This window comes from Acinetobacter sp. P1(2025) (assembly GCF_051390655.1).
Classification (GTDB): domain Bacteria; phylum Pseudomonadota; class Gammaproteobacteria; order Pseudomonadales; family Moraxellaceae; genus Acinetobacter; species Acinetobacter junii.
Genome location: NZ_JBPKBJ010000003.1, coordinates 41,284 through 57,944 on the forward strand (window position 1 = coordinate 41,284; position 16,661 = coordinate 57,944).

18 protein-coding genes and 1 riboswitch are annotated in these 16,661 nt (G+C 37.4%); of the genes, 11 read left to right on the top strand and 7 right to left on the bottom strand.

Going from position 1 to position 16,661, the window contains the following annotated elements; genetic code table 11:
* Positions 1 to 6: 6 nt before the first annotated feature.
* Positions 7 to 1,350 carry a 30S ribosomal protein S12 methylthiotransferase RimO gene (gene rimO / locus ACSC97_RS01405; protein ID WP_436658933.1) on the bottom strand — a complete coding sequence of 448 codons (1,344 nt, stop codon included), beginning with the start codon at positions 1,348 to 1,350 and terminating at the stop codon, positions 7 to 9.
* 328 nt (positions 1,351 to 1,678) lie between these two features.
* On the opposite strand from rimO, the gene glnL reads away from it, so the two are divergent.
* The 5 genes from glnL (at position 1,679) to ACSC97_RS01430 (ending at position 6,745) form a co-directional block, all read left to right on the top strand.
* The gene (glnL, locus tag ACSC97_RS01410) at positions 1,679 to 2,788 is read left to right on the top strand and encodes a nitrogen regulation protein NR(II) (RefSeq protein WP_004954561.1); all 1,110 of its coding nucleotides are present in this window, start codon (positions 1,679 to 1,681) and stop codon (positions 2,786 to 2,788) included.
* A complete protein-coding gene (gene glnG / locus ACSC97_RS01415) occupies positions 2,775 to 4,274 on the top strand; it encodes a nitrogen regulation protein NR(I) (protein ID WP_004954563.1) in 1,500 nt (499 codons plus the stop codon). Before glnL ends, glnG begins: the two co-directional genes overlap by 14 nt.
* Positions 4,275 to 4,406: 132 nt before the next feature.
* The gene (locus ACSC97_RS01420; protein ID WP_436658937.1) at positions 4,407 to 5,048 is read left to right on the top strand and encodes a TetR/AcrR family transcriptional regulator; all 642 of its coding nucleotides are present in this window, start codon (positions 4,407 to 4,409) and stop codon (positions 5,046 to 5,048) included.
* Between the two features lie 113 nt (positions 5,049 to 5,161).
* Positions 5,162 to 6,082, top strand: a complete 921-nt coding sequence (gene argF, locus ACSC97_RS01425; protein ID WP_004954568.1) for an ornithine carbamoyltransferase — start codon at positions 5,162 to 5,164, stop codon at positions 6,080 to 6,082.
* Positions 6,083 to 6,220: 138 nt separating this feature from the next.
* Positions 6,221 to 6,745: a protein tyrosine phosphatase family protein gene (locus ACSC97_RS01430; RefSeq protein WP_436658939.1), complete on the top strand. Its 525-nt coding sequence runs from the start codon at positions 6,221 to 6,223 to the stop codon at positions 6,743 to 6,745.
* Here the strand turns inward: ACSC97_RS01430 and ispF are convergent.
* The gene (gene ispF, locus ACSC97_RS01435) at positions 6,733 to 7,224 is read right to left on the bottom strand and encodes a 2-C-methyl-D-erythritol 2,4-cyclodiphosphate synthase (RefSeq protein ID WP_004915605.1); all 492 of its coding nucleotides are present in this window, start codon (positions 7,222 to 7,224) and stop codon (positions 6,733 to 6,735) included. The genes ACSC97_RS01430 and ispF overlap by 13 nt on opposite strands.
* A gap of 98 nt (positions 7,225 to 7,322) precedes the next feature.
* Here ispF and ACSC97_RS01440 point away from each other — a divergent pair, with 98 nt between their 5' ends.
* A complete protein-coding gene (locus ACSC97_RS01440) occupies positions 7,323 to 7,970 on the top strand; it encodes an A1S_1983 family putative colistin resistance protein (protein WP_436658941.1) in 648 nt (215 codons plus the stop codon).
* Positions 7,971 to 8,017: 47 nt separating this feature from the next.
* Here ACSC97_RS01440 and ACSC97_RS01445 read toward each other — a convergent pair whose 3' ends face one another.
* From ACSC97_RS01445 to ACSC97_RS01460, 4 genes are all read right to left on the bottom strand, one after another.
* A complete protein-coding gene (locus ACSC97_RS01445) occupies positions 8,018 to 9,262 on the bottom strand; it encodes a D-amino acid dehydrogenase (RefSeq protein WP_212638314.1) in 1,245 nt (414 codons plus the stop codon).
* Between the two features lie 179 nt (positions 9,263 to 9,441).
* Positions 9,442 to 9,531, bottom strand: a riboswitch (glycine riboswitch).
* 137 nt (positions 9,532 to 9,668) lie between these two features.
* A complete protein-coding gene (locus ACSC97_RS01450; protein WP_005402678.1) occupies positions 9,669 to 10,160 on the bottom strand; it encodes a hypothetical protein in 492 nt (163 codons plus the stop codon).
* A gap of 115 nt (positions 10,161 to 10,275) precedes the next feature.
* A complete protein-coding gene (fumC, locus tag ACSC97_RS01455) occupies positions 10,276 to 11,670 on the bottom strand; it encodes a class II fumarate hydratase (RefSeq protein ID WP_436658943.1) in 1,395 nt (464 codons plus the stop codon).
* Between the two features lie 117 nt (positions 11,671 to 11,787).
* A complete protein-coding gene (locus ACSC97_RS01460; RefSeq protein WP_004915596.1) occupies positions 11,788 to 12,795 on the bottom strand; it encodes an SDR family NAD(P)-dependent oxidoreductase in 1,008 nt (335 codons plus the stop codon).
* A gap of 63 nt (positions 12,796 to 12,858) precedes the next feature.
* On the opposite strand from ACSC97_RS01460, the gene tusD reads away from it, so the two are divergent.
* The 4 genes from tusD to ACSC97_RS01480 are packed head-to-tail and all read left to right on the top strand — an operon-like array spanning position 12,859 to position 14,262.
* The gene (gene tusD / locus ACSC97_RS01465) at positions 12,859 to 13,227 is read left to right on the top strand and encodes a sulfurtransferase complex subunit TusD (RefSeq protein ID WP_004954585.1); all 369 of its coding nucleotides are present in this window, start codon (positions 12,859 to 12,861) and stop codon (positions 13,225 to 13,227) included.
* Between the two features lie 44 nt (positions 13,228 to 13,271).
* Complete coding sequence (locus ACSC97_RS01470) at positions 13,272 to 13,622, top strand: hypothetical protein (protein WP_004915593.1); 351 nt, start codon at positions 13,272 to 13,274, stop codon at positions 13,620 to 13,622.
* Positions 13,623 to 13,635: 13 nt separating this feature from the next.
* Positions 13,636 to 13,920, top strand: coding sequence for a hypothetical protein (locus ACSC97_RS01475; protein ID WP_042890704.1), 285 nt, complete (start codon positions 13,636 to 13,638; stop codon positions 13,918 to 13,920).
* A 30-nt stretch (positions 13,921 to 13,950) separates the two neighbouring features.
* The gene (locus ACSC97_RS01480; protein WP_039047884.1) at positions 13,951 to 14,262 is read left to right on the top strand and encodes a TusE/DsrC/DsvC family sulfur relay protein; all 312 of its coding nucleotides are present in this window, start codon (positions 13,951 to 13,953) and stop codon (positions 14,260 to 14,262) included.
* 11 nt (positions 14,263 to 14,273) lie between these two features.
* Here the strand turns inward: ACSC97_RS01480 and ACSC97_RS01485 are convergent, their stop codons facing one another.
* Positions 14,274 to 15,137 (bottom strand): DMT family transporter, encoded by an 864-nt coding sequence (locus tag ACSC97_RS01485; protein WP_436658947.1) that lies wholly within the window; start codon positions 15,135 to 15,137, stop codon positions 14,274 to 14,276.
* A gap of 122 nt (positions 15,138 to 15,259) precedes the next feature.
* Between ACSC97_RS01485 and ACSC97_RS01490 the strand changes: the two genes are divergently transcribed.
* Positions 15,260 to 16,660 carry a PLP-dependent aminotransferase family protein gene (locus ACSC97_RS01490; RefSeq protein WP_436658949.1) on the top strand — a complete coding sequence of 467 codons (1,401 nt, stop codon included), beginning with the start codon at positions 15,260 to 15,262 and terminating at the stop codon, positions 16,658 to 16,660.
* The last annotated feature ends 1 nt before the right edge of the window (position 16,661 follow it).

Here is a 16,661-nt window from a genome sequence, read left to right on the forward strand (position 1 = left end):
TTAATATTAAGCAGACTTAATCTGAATTAACTTTGCAAATAAATCATATTCATCCGCATCAGTAATTTCGACTTCAAGCAGATCACCTGCTTTAATCACACTTTTATCAATATCTTCTACAAAAACATTACCGTCAATTTCAGGTGCATCCGCGTAAGAACGCGCCACCGCTACTGGAAATTCATCTTCCAAGCTGTCTACAAGCACAGTCATCTTTTGACCGATACGCTTTTGTAATTTTGCAGCAGAAATTTCCTGTTGGACTTCCATAAAACGTTCATAACGTTCTTGCTTAATTTCTTCAGGTACGTGATCAGGAAGATCATTTGCCGTTGCACCCTCTACAGGTGAATAAGTAAAGCAACCTACGCGATCCAACTGAGCTTCTTTTAACCAATCAAGCAATATTTGGAAATCTTCTTCTGTTTCGCCAGGGAAACCAACCACGAAGGTAGAACGAATCACCAATTCAGGGCATTTTTCACGCCACAACTTCAAACGCTCTAATGTATTTTCACTATGAGCTGGTCGCTTCATCAATTTTAAGATGCTCGGACTGGCATGCTGAAAAGGAATATCTAAATACGGCAGGATTTTCCCTTGAGCCATTAGATCAATTACTGCATCAACATGTGGATATGGGTAGACATAATGTAGGCGAACCCAAATACCAAGTTGCCCTAACGCTTCACACATGTCGTAAAACTTGGTTTTAACAGGCTGGCCATTCCAAAAGTCTAATTTGTATTTGGTGTCCACACCATAAGCTGAAGTATCTTGAGAAATTACGAGAACTTCTTTGACGCCAGCGCGCTTTAATGCTGCTGCTTCATCTAATACACTGCCTACTGGACGTGATACTAGATCACCCCGCATACTTGGAATAATGCAGAATGTACAACGGTGATTACACCCTTCTGATATTTTCAAATAAGCATAGTGTTTAGGTGTCAAACGCACACCTTGTTCAGGTACCAAGTCAATAAAAGGATTGTGTTTTGGCGGTGCAGGTACATACTCATGTACTGCTTCCATTACATCCTGATATGCTGCTGCACCTGTTACTTTAAGTACATTTGGGTGCATTTGGCGAATTTTGTCTTCGTCTTTACCTAAACAACCTGTTACGATAACTCGACCATTTTCGCTCATGGCTTCGCCAATCGCGTCTAAAGACTCTTGTACTGCAGATTCAATAAAACCACAGGTGTTAACAACAACCAAATCTGCACCGTCATAATCTGATGCAACTTGATAACCTTCAGTCTTTAACTGAGTTAAAATTCGTTCAGAATCTACCAATGCCTTAGGACAACCTAAAGATACAAAACCGACTTTGGGGGTCTTCATGAATCTGCGCTCCACTTGAATCGGCGTATTGTATGTCTTTTCTCGCCTTCCGCATAGCTGCAAAGCCATCTCTTTGTGTAATGCACCAAAATACAACCAGTATTTTTAACAAAAACCAACATTGCACCAATTTAGAACACTATAAAATTTCAAAATAACTTAATGTATGTGAAAAATAACGTATAAATAGAACATTAACGAAATAAGTTATTGAAATTCCGCTAATACAAAGTTGGCTTGTATTTTGCATTATTAAGATTCAATACGTTAATGGCTATTCTTTTATATTGATATTAATTGCGCCATTTTAATACAGGACGATTCACAAATGGATCAACACACCACTATCGACTATCGACTTCTAGTAGATAATCTGACGACTGCCATCTTATTGGTCGATAGTAAGTTAAATATTTTTTATCTGAATTCAGCTTGTGAAGCATTGTTTGATATCAGTTTATTGCGCGCATCAGGTCAACCTGTCTTAAATTTACTCCATGCACATGATGATACTTTTAATACTTACGAAGCCTTGCTTAATACTTTAAACAGTGGTCAGCATTACACCCGACGTGAAGCGGTAATTAATGTCAACTTCAAACCGATTCATGTTGACTATACCGTTTCCCAATTAAATTCAGGTAAAAGCTATCACCCATTATTATTAATTGAACTCAACCCTATCGATCGAATGCTTAAAATTTCGAAAGAGGAAAATTTAGTGCAACAACATCAAGTTGCTCGTCAACTTGTTCGTGGTGTTGCTCATGAAATTAAGAATCCATTGGCAGGCATACGTGGAGCAACACAATTACTTGCACGAAGCTTAAGTGATGATAGTTATCGAGAATTTACAGATATCATTATTAATGAAGTTGATCGATTGACTAATCTCGCTGATACCATGTTAGGTTCACGCCAATTACCAAGTTATGAACATGTTAATGTCCATGAGCCATTAGAAAGAGTTAGATCATTAATCGCGAACCAGACCAAGAAAAAAATTAAGATCACACGTGATTATGACTTATCTCTGCCAGATGTTATGGCCGACCGAGATCAACTTATTCAAGTCATGCTGAATATCAGTGTAAATGCTGTGCAAGCGATGACTGAAAATAAAGAATTTTTCGTAGATTCTGAACCAGAGCTTACCCTTCGCACTCGTATCCAACGTCTCGTCACCATAAATGGTGTTTTAAACCGTTCAACTGTAAGAGTAGATATTGAGGACAATGGACCAGGTGTACCAGAAAGTATTTTAGAATCAGTATTTTACCCTTTAGTCACTGGGCGAGCAAAAGGTACAGGTTTAGGCCTCAGTATCGCGCAAAATATTATGCATCAACATAACGGAATGATTGAATGTCAATCCATTCCTGGAAAAACCATATTTAGCTTATATCTACCTTGGGAGTCAGACCGTGTCACGAAATAAAATTTGGGTAATTGATGACGATCGTGCCATGCGTTGGGTACTTGAAAAAACATTCAAAGAAGAAGGTTTTGACGTTACCAATTTTGAAGAAGCACAAACAGCGCTTGAACGTTTACACGATGAAGCTCCTGATGTCATTCTAACTGATATCAGGATGCCAGGAATTGATGGTTTAACTTTCTTATCTAAAGTTAAAAATACTCATCCAGAACTTCCAGTCATCATTATGACTGCACACTCAGATTTGGAGTCTGCTGTCTCAAGTTATCAGACGGGTGCTTTTGAGTATTTACCAAAACCATTTGATATTGATGAAGCACTCGCTTTAGTTAATCGTGCGATTCTACATCTCAATAAGCTGCAGCAACAAGAAGCAACCAAAGCAGCAGCACCTCTGCAATCTACAGAAATCATTGGTGAATCTCCTGCAATGCAAGAGGTTTTCCGTGCAATTGGTCGCTTATCACAATCTCATATCACCGTATTAATTAACGGTGAATCTGGTACAGGTAAAGAGTTAGTTGCACATGCACTGCACAAACACTCACCACGTCGTGCAAAACCTTTCATTGCATTAAACATGGCTGCTATTCCAAAAGACTTGATTGAAACTGAGTTATTTGGACATGAGAAAGGTGCTTTCACAGGCGCTAACACTCAACATCAAGGACGTTTTGAACAAGCAAATGGCGGCACACTATTCTTAGATGAAATTGGTGATATGCCATTTGAGACTCAAACTAGATTACTCCGCGTACTTGCTGATGGTGAGTTCTATCGTGTAGGCGGGCATGTTCCAGTAAAAGTCGATGTGCGTATTGTTGCTGCAACGCACCAAGACCTTGAAAAATTAGTGAATGAAGGTCGCTTCCGTGAAGACTTATATCATCGTCTCAATGTTATTCGCATTCATATTCCAAAGCTTTCTCATCGCAGCGAAGATATTCCGATGCTTGCTCAACACTTCCTTGCTCGTGCAGGCAAAGAACTTGGTGTAAGCCCTAAAATCCTTAGATCTGAAACCACAGATTATATGCAGCAATTACCTTGGCCGGGCAACGTCCGTCAATTAGAAAATACCTGCCGTTGGTTAACTGTCATGATCACAGGTCGTGAAGTCTATCCTGAAGATCTGCCTGCTGAATTGAAGCAAGTTCCTCTCCAAAAATCGAACAATGATCCAACTGCATCTGTTGCAACGACTAGTCCTGCAATCGTAGACCGAATTGCTGTTCATCACTGGGATGAGTTATTGGGTCAATGGGCAATTCAAAAACTTAAAAATGGCGAAATGAAACTTTTAGACATCGCCACCCCAATGTTTGAGAAAACATTGATTAATGCAGCACTTCAACAAACTCGTGGTCGTAAACGTCATGCGGCTGAACTTTTAGGTTGGGGACGTAATACCTTGACCAGAAAGTTAAAGGAGCTTGGTATGGACTCTGCTGATGACGAGGATGATGACGAAGTCCGCAGTGCATAAACCATAAAAAGCGAGTCAATATGACTCGCTTTTTATTTGAGACGTTTTGAAACATTGATCTAGCTCATAACCATACTTTACATAGGGTTTTTGATATACTATTAAAAATCCCGCTATATCTAAGCCAGAGTAATGACTGATCTTTGTTATCCAAGTTGTGAACAACCTCAAACTCGTCGTGGACAAGAGCGTCGACTTGCACTGCTGATTTGTGCAACTGATCTGTTCTTAGAACGCGGTTATGATGCTGTTTCTTTAGATGATATTGTTCATCATGCCGGCGGTTCAAAAACATCAATTTATAAGTATTTTGGCAATAAAGAAGGGCTTTTCACTGCGATCTGCGATTACCGCCGCGAAGTCTTCTTCAAAGATATATGCTTACCATACATTTGTAATGTTACAAACTTAAGAAATTACCTTGTACAAACGCTGCAAAGATTTTATCAACACATCATACAGCCTAAAAATATTGCATTCATGCGTATGTTTCTTGAGCAATCACAAAACAATACCGACCTTGCCCACTATCTTTATAATAAATGTGCGATGAACATTCAAAACAGTGTTTCACTTGCGCTAGAACAAGCTCATCATTCAGGTGAAATTTTTTGCGAAAAGCCGAAATTTTCAGCCACGATGTATTTTGGAATTCTTCGGGATGTTGAATGGCGTATTTTGATGGGTCTAGATGTACCCGCTGAAGACAAAGAAATATTTGATTATATTGATTTTTCTGTTGATTTGTTTCTAAAAGCTCATCAAAAAGTCTAATTCTTTTGCTTTTTCTTGAGCGTATAGTATAGTAGTCAATTCCTTTTTTGTTCACCACCCATTAAACAACATTTAATTATTGTTTTTATTCAATAATTATTGTGGGAGTAATTATGGCGCTTCGGCATTTCCTGACTTTAAGAGACCTGTCTTCTTTAGAATTGCAACGCATTTTAGATCGTGCTCATGAACTTAAACGCATGCAACATAGCAATACGGTATTCCAGCCTTTTGTTGGTAAAGTTTTGGGAATGATCTTCGAAAAATCAAGTACACGTACTCGTATTTCATTCGAAGCTGGAATTTGCCAATTCGGTGGTAATGCCATTTTCCTATCTCCGCGCGATACTCAGCTTGGTCGTGGCGAACCAATTGAAGATTCAGCTCGTGTAATTTCAAGCATGCTAGATATCGTTATGATTCGTACATTCGGTCATGACATCGTAGAGCGCTTTGCGTCTTATTCTACTGTACCTGTAATCAACGGTCTCACTGACGATCATCACCCTTGCCAACTTCTTGCAGATCTGCAAACTTATGAAGAGCATCGAGGTAGTATCAAAGGTCGAACAGTTGCATGGATTGGTGATGGCAATAACATGTGTAATTCGTATATCGAAGCTGCTCACATGATGGGTTTCAAACTCAAAATTGCATCTCCAGAAGGTTACGAACCGAAACCTGAATTTTTAGCTGAATTTGCCGACTGTGTTGAAGTTTTCAATAAAGCTGAAGATGCAGCAGTGAATGCAGATCTGATCGTGACAGACGTCTGGGCAAGCATGGGGCAAGAAGAAGAGCAAAAATTAAGAGAAAAAGCATTTGCTGACTTCCAAGTAAATGAAAAACTCATGGATTTGGCACATCCAGACTGTTTGTTTATGCATTGCTTACCTGCTCATCGTGGCGAAGAGATTTCAGAAAATATGCTTGATCACAAAAACTCTGTGGTTTGGTCTGAAGCAGAAAACCGTTTGCATGCACAAAAAGCATTAATGGAATTCTTGCTTAATGAAAATTTAAAGAAAGACTAAATGAAAAAAACAGCATCAATTGATGCTGTTTTTTTTGACAAAAATTGAAGACTTGAAGTAAAAGACGTATATTAGATTAAATACTTTAGTGTAAATTTCTCATATTTTGAGAAGCAAACTAATTAAATAGTAGATATTATGACTTCCTTAGAACAAGCTTTATCACAAGTACCACACTTTTCCTTTGTCCATGAGCACTTATTTAACTCGGCGCAACCCACTATAGATCAACTTCATCATATTAAAGAATATGGGTGCAGTACCGTTATTAATCTATCTACTAGTAAATCTGCAGATCATCTCAATCACCAAGATCAAATTTGCTTAGATATCGGGCTGAATTACATACACATTCCAATTGACTGGGAAGTTCCAAGCTCTGATCAATGCTTACTTGTTTTAGATTTAATAGATCATCTTGTTAAAAATGAAATTGTCTGGCTACACTGCGCAAAAAATATGCGTGCGAGTTGTTTGATTTATTTATATCGTCAGTATTATATGGATATGGATATGCCAACTGCCCAAGAGTTACTTCATCAGGTATGGGAACCTAATGAAACTTGGACTGGTCTAATTCACAGTGTTTCATTACAGCTACAAGGAAGAAAATCAACATTAGAACTAGAACAGTCACTGATTAATACAAATCATTTTACTTGATGAGAAATTAAAACCGTCGCTGTCGCTAAGATACCCTCTTGACGACCAGTAAATCCAAGCTGTTCTGTTGTTGTTGCCTTAATACTAATTTGCGTCACATCCACATCTAAAACATCCGCGATAGATTGGCGCATTTCTAAATTATGCTTAGCAAGCTTTGGACGCTCACATGCAACTGTAATATCTGCATTATTTAGATGATAACCTCGATCTAAGATTAACTGATACACATGCTTGAGCAAAACTCGACTATCAGCACCTTTGTATCGTGGATCAGTATCTGGGAAATGCTGGCCTATATCGCCTAATGCTAATGCACCTAATAACGCATCGCAAAGCGCATGCAATACAACGTCACCATCTGAATGTGCTTTTAAACCCTGAGTATGTGGAATTTTAATACCTGCTAGAGTTACAAAGTCACCTTCTTCAAACGCATGTACATCGATCCCTTGTCCAATACGAATTTGAGCAACCATATGATTTTCCTTTTACAATATACCGAACAAATCTTGTATTCAGGCTTTCTATTTCGCTATAGTACGTTGAGCAAATTAGACTGAAAGTATAAGTGATTATGCTGTTTAACACTGTAAGAAATCAATTAAAGAAAACGGGTTACATTATTACATTGAGTTGTTTTTGCTCAACATTTGTGTACGCGAAATCTATCGATTGTACTAATAGCAAATTTCAAGGAAAGAAAATTTGCTTACAGCAACATTCGGATAATGTTCAAAAGCTAAATAATAAGTTTTTAACAGCTTATCTTGTTACAGATGCACCTTTGCAACTTTTACACGACACGCAAAAACTCTGGCTTAATCAAATTCAACAATGCAAATCAAAGACATGTTTTCAGCAACAATTTGATTTGCGTTTTGATGATTTGAACTTTTATACATCGATGAATCAAACGCTCACGCAACATTATTTAAAATTTGAGAATGGTAGATTGTCTGAGCTTCCTGTGCATTTAAAGATTCATCAACTTGATAAAGATAAGCTAAAAATTGAAGGTATAGCCTACCGCAATCCAAACAATCGCATTGAAACTCAAACTATGTCTCTGCTTGCATACAGCACACCCGAAAAAAAGAACCAAATTATTGATAATGAAAAGAAATGCCAATATCAGTTTGATTTTCAAAAAGCTCTACTTGTTATTAAAAGTGATCAAAAAGGATGTGAGCGTTTTACAGGAATATATCGTTTATACGATTAAGAAGAATTATGAAAAAATGCCGATGTATAAACATCGGCATTTTTAATTTAGTTTGGAAATTTTTGTGAGATTTCTTGACTAATAATCACAGCAGTAGCTGCTGATAATGTCCATCCTAAATGTCCATGTCCCGTATTATAGAAAACACGTGATTGTCGACCTTGCTTAACGACAGGCAGCATATTTGGCATCATTGGACGCAATCCCGCCCAAGGTACTGAATGCTCTGTAGAAATATCAAAATTTTGGTTAACCCAATTGATTAATGGTTGAATCCGATCAGCACGTATATCACGGTTATAGCCATTAAATTCAGCTGTACCAGCCACACGGAAACGATCTGCACCCAAGCGTGATGTCACAATTTTTGCACTTTCATCTAACAGACTGACCCAAGGTGCATTCTTGACACTACGTTCATCTTTGAGTTGCACTGTGATTGAGTATCCTTTCACTGGATACACATTGACGCTATCTCCAAGCATATCTGCTAACTGATAACTTCCCACACCACCACACACAACAATCAAATCCGCTTCAATTTCAGTGTGCTCTTCAGATTCAGCATCCATATTTTCAGAGCTTTTTTTACATTGAATAATCACTTTGTCTTGTAAACATTTTACGTCTACAACATCTAATCCAAAGCGATAATTAACACCATATTCTTCAGTTTTTTGTGCTAAGCCTACTGAATATTTATGGATATCTCCAGTCGCATCTCCAGCTGTGTAATATCCACCATAATAATCTCCAGTCAACGTAGGCTCTATTGCTCTCATTTCCTCTGGAGTGATTGCATTACGCTCAAGTTTTCCTTCTACTAAGATATCATTCACTTTTTTTGCAATTTCGAAATCTTCTTTTGTATGGTACATGTGCAAAATGCCACGCTTTTCAAGATCAAATGACAGATTCTCTTTTTCAGCCACCTCAAAAAGACGTTGTCTAGCCATAAGTGCTAAACCCACTGTTTCAATGGTATTTGCTTTGTAGTTTTTAATATGTGTTAAGAATTCGACCAACCAACGATATTTATGCACACTGAATGAAGGATTGAGCAACAATGGTGCATCTTTTTTACTCATCCATTTAATGCCCTTTAGCACTGTTGCTTTTTGATTCCAGACTTCAGCATTACAAGCGGATAACTGCCCCCCATTCGCAAAAGAGGTTTCCATTGCTGGAAATAGATGACGATCGATTACCGTCACTTGATAACCTAATTTTATTAATTCATATGCAGACGTTACACCCGTAATCCCCGCACCAATAACAACAACATGAGGCATAGCTAACTCCTAGAAATGCAAAGCATTCCTTTTTTGTATAGCCCCATCTGTCATGGTACCTGAGAGTTTCGGCAGATGATTACCAATTAATCATTAAGCCTTCCCCTTCGGTGAGTGTTTTGTGTAGAAAATAGATTGTGTTGTTTCTACATTAAGAGCACTGCTCTCCAGATTGTATTTATATTATTACAGTCCTTTTGCCTGAGAGTTTCCGGGGTCGTTGCTCCTTCGGCGAGTTCATTGAAGAACTTCTCTCCCGCAATAATATTTATATCCCTATAAGCAATATATATGCCGTAGTGAAATACGGACATGAATATGTTGTAATTCTTTGTAGGTCGTTCTTTATTCTACTCTAAATTTGCTCAAGAATAAAAAAAGCAGACGATTTGTCTGCTTTAGATTTTTAGAATTTGCATTGCAAAATTTGTTCAGAGAAATTTCCTTTCCAAAGTTCTCTTAACTTAGGTAAATAGAATTTTTCTCCAATCATTACTAATTCAGCATCAATCAAAGCATGGATTTCGTGCATTAAAATATAATCAAGCTCAATCAATGATAACTGAGGATGCTTTTGGGAAATTTGCTTACGTCTGATCTGCGCTTTCTTCACTAAATCATTCGCAAAATTTTTATCTTTATATGTTGTGATTGCACTTAGGCGTAGCTCAATAATTCCCCAACCTTCAACAAGCTTTTTAAATACATCAAAATCACTCGATGTAGCTTCCCATGTTACGTTTTCTAAATTGTTGTCTTCAGGTAGTACAGGTAATAATAGATCGGCTGTACTAGGAAATATTTTTTTTAAATTTAACAGAAACTTAACAGGATTTTCATTTGGAATATCTGAAAATTGGATATGGGTTTGAGTATCTGTTAAATAGATTTTGAGCATAACAAAGCAACAGTCAAATAAATCAAAAGCGTATTGTACGCAGTTCACTTTATAAAAACTACTCATAAAAAACCTCAGCAAAGTGAGGTTTCCTTCTTGATATATTTAAAGTGCTTTATTTTGTGTTTGGAGAGACCATATTTTCTGGCTTAACTACCTCATCAAATTGTGCTTCGGAGACTAAACCAAGTTCTACAGCGACCTGCTTAAGGGTTTTATTTTCTTTATATGCTGTTTTAGCTACTTTGGCTGAATTTTCATAACCAATCACAGGATTAAGTGCTGTGACTAACATTAATGAATTATGCAAGAAATGATCAATTTTATCTCGATTTGGCTCAATTCCTACTGCACAATGATCGTTAAAACTATTACAAGCATCGCCAAGCAATTGAATAGATTGTAAAAGATTATAGGCAATCACAGGCATAAAAACATTTAGCTCAAAATTACCCGATGCACCTGCGACATTGATCGTCGTATCATTTCCTAACACTTGAGCAACAACCATCGTCATAGCTTCACTTTGAGTTGGATTGACTTTACCAGGCATAATGCTAGAGCCAGGTTCATTTTCAGGAATCCGCAACTCCCCAAATCCACAGCGTGGTCCACTGGCTAACCATCGAATATCATTGGCGATCTTGTTTAGGCTGACAGCTAGTGTTTTTAGAGCACCTGAGGCAAATACGGCAGCATCTCTTCCTGCCAATGCTTCAAACTTATTAGGTGCTGTTATAAAAGGTAGTCCCGTCAAACCACTTAATTGTTCAGCTGCTTTAACTGCATAGTCTGGATGAGCATTCAACCCAGTGCCAACAGCCGTTCCACCAAGTGGTAATTCATACAAACCAGCTAATGCCTGGTTTAAACGCTTAAGTCCATGTTCAAGCTGTGAGACATAGCCACTAAATTCTTGACCCAATGTAAGCGGCGTTGCATCTTGTAAATGTGTACGTCCAATCTTCACAATGACATTAAATTCTTCTGATTTAGCGTGCAGAGTATCTTTTAACTTCTCAACGGCAGGGATTAATAATTCATTAATTTGAAGTGCGGCAGCAACATGAATCGCTGTAGGAAAAGAATCGTTTGTCGATTGAGCTCGATTTACATGATCATTTGGATGTACAGGATTTTGGGTACCTAAAGCATGACCAAGCTTCTGATTTGCAATATTTGCAATCACTTCATTGCAATTCATATTACTTTGCGTACCCGAGCCCGTTTGCCACACTACAAGTGGAAATTGATCATCCCACTTGCCTTCAATCACCTCTTCAGCAGCATCTACGATATATTGGCTTAACTCTTGAGGCAGTTGTTTTAACTCAGCATTAGTTATTGCTGCGGCTTTCTTTACAAGCCCCATCGCACTAATCATTGCTCTTGGTAATCTTTCATTTCCTATTTTGAAGTTTTGCAAACTTCTTTGAGTTTGCGCCCCCCATAAAGCATTGTTTGGAACTGCAACCTCACCCATCGTGTCATGTTCAATTCGCATTTGCATAAAACACCTCAAATTCAATCAATAAACTTTTATAAATGGGCTAGAGCGGATGGTGCTTTGGCTTATATTTCTATCCTAATGAAAGTAGCTATAAATGTAAATAAGAATCATTATTTATTAGTTGCCCTTCAAAATATTGAGATAAAATCTCCATTCATCCTCAATCATCTGGGTTAAAGAACGCTTAGGAGTCCAATTCAATATTTTCGCAGCCTTATCGATATTCGCCCCAAGCTGACTAAGCTCCTCATGTTGATAAACAGCCGGCTGCACGCGTATCTCCATTTTGGTTACTTTACTAATTTCTTCAATTAATTTGCTTATTGAAGTTAAATCATTATGGGCGATATTAAAACTCTCTAAACATCCTTGTTGAGTTGATAACCAATGTAAAGATGCTAATACAGCATCACAAGCATCCAATACATGTAAAAAGCTTCGCTCAACAGTACCATCAGTAGTATTTGCCTGATTTTGGAGTTCAATGCACTCTCTTTGCATCGCAGCAACCTGCAAAGCGAGAGGTACGATATTTTTGGGCAATTGCGGAACGTATTCCCCTAAAACCCCATGTTCAAATGCACCAACAATATTAGACAATCTTAGATTTACCATTTTCCAATCATGGTCGACTTTGTAAGTGTCAGCAATGATGTCTTCAACCATTTGTTGCGAACGAATATATGGATTTGAATAGGTATAATTAAATTCCGTGTCTTCTATCAATTGATCATCCGATTTACCATAAACGGCTAAACTGGAAATATTAACTAATTGCCGAACACCCATCCGTTGCATCGCACGGAGTAAGCTCATAATACTACTGACATTATCGTTATAATATTCAAGTGGTTTTAACACTGATTCTTCTAAAGATTTAAAACTTGCTGTATGAATAACAGTGTCTATTGAGTATTGCTCAAAGACTTTATTTAATGCAGGTGTATTTCGGACATCGAGCTTGGCAAATGGTATATACATACCTGAGATATACTCTAGGCGTTCCAACGTTTGCAATGTAGAATTAGCTAAGTTATCAACAATGACGATCTCATGACCTCGAGCCAATAAACTCAAGGCAATGTGGGAACCAATAAAGCCTAAACCACCTGTCACCAAAATCATTGTATACTTACCTTCTTTTTAATATGTCCATCATTTGCCGACTATAGCTATAGTGAATGTTCAATGAGTACACTACTATTAATTACCTCAGCACCAACGTCTATCATCGCTTGGCATGCTTTTGGTTTAGCTCAAGCATTGCAAGACAAGCATGAAGAGTTTCGTGTTTTCTTTTACCAAGATGGTGTTCAAGTCGCGAATGATTTTCAGTGGTTTCCTGATGATCAACGTAATTTGAAACATGAATGGCAAAAACTTGGTATTCGACTCCCTGTCTGTGTCAGTGCTGCTCTCGCTAGAGGAATCACTGATGCGGACAATGCGCAACGTCATTCGCTACAACATCACAACTTAGCTCAAGGATTTGAGTTAGTCGGTCTCGGTGAATTAGCTGATGCTGTGCAAAGCTGTTCGCGGTTAATTCAATTTTAATTCTAAGTTCTTTATTAGAGTGTTGCTTTTAAAAGGTAAATTGTGTGAAAACTGTACTCGTCATCCTAACGCAGCCCAATTTGACCAGTTTGCAAATCAACGAAAGTTTATCTGCTACTATGGTTTTAGCAACCTTTGGTATATCTGTCAAAGTATTATTCAAAGACGCTGCAATTAGCCTACTAAACAATAAGCTACAATTTAATCAATTCCGTGATGCTTTTAAAATTGCATCCAATATGGTGGAAAGTTTTGAATTTTATGATTTGACACCAATTCTGATTGAAGAAAAAAATAAAGATCGTCATGAGGTTCAAAATTCTGATCAAGATATAGAACTGGTTAACCTGCTTCCAGAATTCGTTCGATCATTTGATCATGTCTTATATTGGTGATTGAGATTTCCCCATGAACAAAAAAACATTAATTATCATTCAGGCACCATATAGCAATCTGGCGAAAGTTTGGAGCGAACTATATCAATTTGCATTAGTTGACGACCCGATCGTGATCATGGGTGAAGCTTTGTTAGCTGTACCTGATGAAATTTTTAATAATTATCGGAGCATATATTGTTTAGATTCAGATGTTAATTTACTAAATCAGACTAATCACACGCAAATCAACATTTTGCAATACTCTGATTTTGCTGATTTAGTTTTAGAATTTCATCATTGTATTACACTTAAATAAGATATTTTTAATTTTTGCTTAGGCTATTTTATGCAATTAGAACTAGATCAAGACGGACATTTAGTTGACTATACCGTTTGGAACCATGAAGTTGCTAAGGAGCTTGCTAAATCATTAGATTTGGAGCTTACAGAATGGCATTTTGAGGTTTTAAATGCTGTACGTCAGTTTTATCAACAGTTTGGACATTCTCCAGCTACCCGACCACTAATAAAATTTTTAATGAAAACGGTAAACCCTGAGATTAACAATGCTGAACTACAGCAGAAGTTCAATACAGGTTTAGTTGCACGCCACTTAAGCCGATTGGCGGGTGTTCCCAAACCTGCAAATTGTTTGTAAATATTTCTGATTCAAGAAAATCTTTTGGCGCAAGCAACACACACAATTACACAAATCGTCACTATAAGCATCGATAGACTCACTTGTTCTTGTAAAAAAATTGATGCTATTGCCAATCCAAATAAAGGCTGTAGTAGTTGTAATTGCCCTATAGCTGCAATCCCACCTTGCGCCAAACCTCTATACCAAAAGAAGAAACCTATCAACATGCTAAATATCGATACATAAGCTAAACCTAATTTAGCTTTCAGCGAGATCAACTCAAAATTAGCTGGTAAATATGAATAGGAAAAAAATAACATGATGGGAAGCGGGATCAGCAATGCCCAACAAATCACTTGCCAACCTCCCAAATGTTTAGATAGTTTTCCTCCTTCGGCATAACCAAAACCACAAAATAAAATCGCCAGCAACATAAGAAAGTCACCATAGTTAAATAACCAACTATGACTTTGGAACAACATAAAGACGAAAACAATTAAAGCGCCGAAGATTGAAAATATCCAAAAAGTTAAACTTGGTCGCTCTTCATTACGTAGCACTCCAAAAATTGCTGTAGCAAGTGGAAGTAAACCAATAAAAACAATAGTATGTGCTGCACTCACATATTTCATTGCTAAAGCTGTAAAGAGTGGAAAGCCAATAACCACACCAATTGCAACATATAAAAGACCAATCCAGTCCTCTCGTTTTGGTAACTTCTGACCAGATAAAATAAGTAAAAATAACCCCAATACACCTGCAATTGCAGCTCTCGCAACTGTTACAAAAGTTGGACTCATATCCATCACAGCAACTTTAGTAGCTGGTAGTGAGCCTGCAAATATCACAACTGCAAGAAATCCATTTAACCAACCATTACTCACAGCTTTCATACATATTCTCCGAATCTATAAAGAGAATCTAAACTGTGATAAGGTGAATGCTCCATAGACAATACAGTACAATATTAAATAACTGTATTGGTATTAAACACAATACAGTTGGCGAATATTAGATGAAGAATACAAAGATCAATTTTGTGATTTCTTATATTAATGAGCAAATTAAAACACGTTCTCTAATGACAGGTTCACGTCTACCTTCTGTGCGTGCTTTAGCCAAAATGCTCGGCTTATCAATATCAACAGTTGTTGAAGCATATGAACGACTTGCTGCACAAGGCATCATTGAATCTAAAACAGGTTCCGGTTTTTTTGTTTCAGCTCCATTAGCACCTTTGTCTATTTCAGAAATTCATCCCAAATTTATTGATCGTAATATTGATCCTCTATGGATATCTAGGCAGTCTTTAGAAGCAAAAGAAAATGTATTAAAACCGGGTTGTGGCTGGTTACCAAATGATTGGATGCCACACGAAAATATACGAAAAGCCATTCGTACGGTTTCTAGAACTCATAATAATGTTCTGACCGATTATTCAACACCACTTGGCTTGCGACCACTCAGGGAATTGATCTCTCGCAAATTGTCTACTCGTGGCATAGAAGCACTATCTGAACAAATTCTGCTGACTGACTCAGGGACTCAAGCAATTGATCTGATTTGCCGTTACTTTCTTAAGCCAAATGATGTCGTTTTAGTTGATGATCCATGCTATTTTAATTTTCATGCATTATTAAAAGTACATCAAATTCAGATCATTGGCATTCCATATACTCAAATAGGACCCGATCTTGACGCATTCGCAAATGCCATCACAACTTATAATCCCCGACTGTATATCACCAATTCAGGTATTCATAATCCAACAGGGTCTGTATTAACTCCAACAATGGCTTATCAAATTCTGAAACTTGTCGAAAACTCTAACCTTATCGTAATTGAAGATGATATTTTCGCTGATCTTGAATTAAATCCAGCCCCTAGACTTGCTGCGTTGGATGGACTTTGCCGAGTCATACAAATTGGTAGTTTCTCAAAGACACTTTCTGGCTCTGTACGGACAGGTTATATTGCAAGTAAGTTAGATTGGATAGAGGATTTAACTGATATAAAAATAGCGACTAGTTTTGGAGGAAATCATCTGTCTGCAGAGATTGTCTATTTTGCACTTACGGATAGCAATTATAGAAAATACCTCGAAGATTTAAAAATACGGCTTGCTAAGGCAATGGATTACACAATAAAAAACTTAGAACAATTAGGTATTCGGCCTTGGATAAAACCTCAAGCAGGAATTTTTTTATGGTGTGAATTAGATGAAAATCTAGATAGCTCAATAATTGCGCAAAAATGTCTTGAAGAGGGTATTGTTTTAGCGCCTGGTAACGCTTTCAGTCAAAATCAAAATTACAAAAACTTTATTAGATTTAACGTCGCACAGTGCTTAAACCCTAAAATTTTTGAAGTTCTATCTCACGTAATAAAACATGAGATAGAACAAGAAGAAACTTGAA

Excerpts from the sequence above, each read along its gene's own strand:
- rimO (WP_436658933.1), bottom strand. The coding sequence starts at position 1,350 with ATGAAGACCCCCAAAGTCGGTTTTGTATCTTTAGGTTGTCCTAAGGCA.
- glnL (WP_004954561.1), top strand. The coding sequence starts at position 1,679 with ATGGATCAACACACCACTATCGACTATCGACTTCTAGTAGATAATCTG.
- ACSC97_RS01420 (WP_436658937.1), top strand. The coding sequence starts at position 4,407 with ATGACTGATCTTTGTTATCCAAGTTGTGAACAACCTCAAACTCGTCGT.
- argF (WP_004954568.1), top strand. The coding sequence starts at position 5,162 with ATGGCGCTTCGGCATTTCCTGACTTTAAGAGACCTGTCTTCTTTAGAA.
- ACSC97_RS01430 (WP_436658939.1), top strand. The coding sequence starts at position 6,221 with ATGACTTCCTTAGAACAAGCTTTATCACAAGTACCACACTTTTCCTTT.
- ispF (WP_004915605.1), bottom strand. The coding sequence starts at position 7,224 with ATGGTTGCTCAAATTCGTATTGGACAAGGGATCGATGTACATGCGTTT.
- ACSC97_RS01440 (WP_436658941.1), top strand. The coding sequence starts at position 7,323 with ATGCTGTTTAACACTGTAAGAAATCAATTAAAGAAAACGGGTTACATT.
- ACSC97_RS01445 (WP_212638314.1), bottom strand. The coding sequence starts at position 9,262 with ATGCCTCATGTTGTTGTTATTGGTGCGGGGATTACGGGTGTAACGTCT.
- ACSC97_RS01450 (WP_005402678.1), bottom strand. The coding sequence starts at position 10,160 with ATGCTCAAAATCTATTTAACAGATACTCAAACCCATATCCAATTTTCA.
- fumC (WP_436658943.1), bottom strand. The coding sequence starts at position 11,670 with ATGCAAATGCGAATTGAACATGACACGATGGGTGAGGTTGCAGTTCCA.
- ACSC97_RS01460 (WP_004915596.1), bottom strand. The coding sequence starts at position 12,795 with ATGATTTTGGTGACAGGTGGTTTAGGCTTTATTGGTTCCCACATTGCC.
- tusD (WP_004954585.1), top strand. The coding sequence starts at position 12,859 with ATGAGTACACTACTATTAATTACCTCAGCACCAACGTCTATCATCGCT.
- ACSC97_RS01475 (WP_042890704.1), top strand. The coding sequence starts at position 13,636 with ATGAACAAAAAAACATTAATTATCATTCAGGCACCATATAGCAATCTG.
- ACSC97_RS01480 (WP_039047884.1), top strand. The coding sequence starts at position 13,951 with ATGCAATTAGAACTAGATCAAGACGGACATTTAGTTGACTATACCGTT.
- ACSC97_RS01485 (WP_436658947.1), bottom strand. The coding sequence starts at position 15,137 with ATGAAAGCTGTGAGTAATGGTTGGTTAAATGGATTTCTTGCAGTTGTG.
- ACSC97_RS01490 (WP_436658949.1), top strand. The coding sequence starts at position 15,260 with ATGAAGAATACAAAGATCAATTTTGTGATTTCTTATATTAATGAGCAA.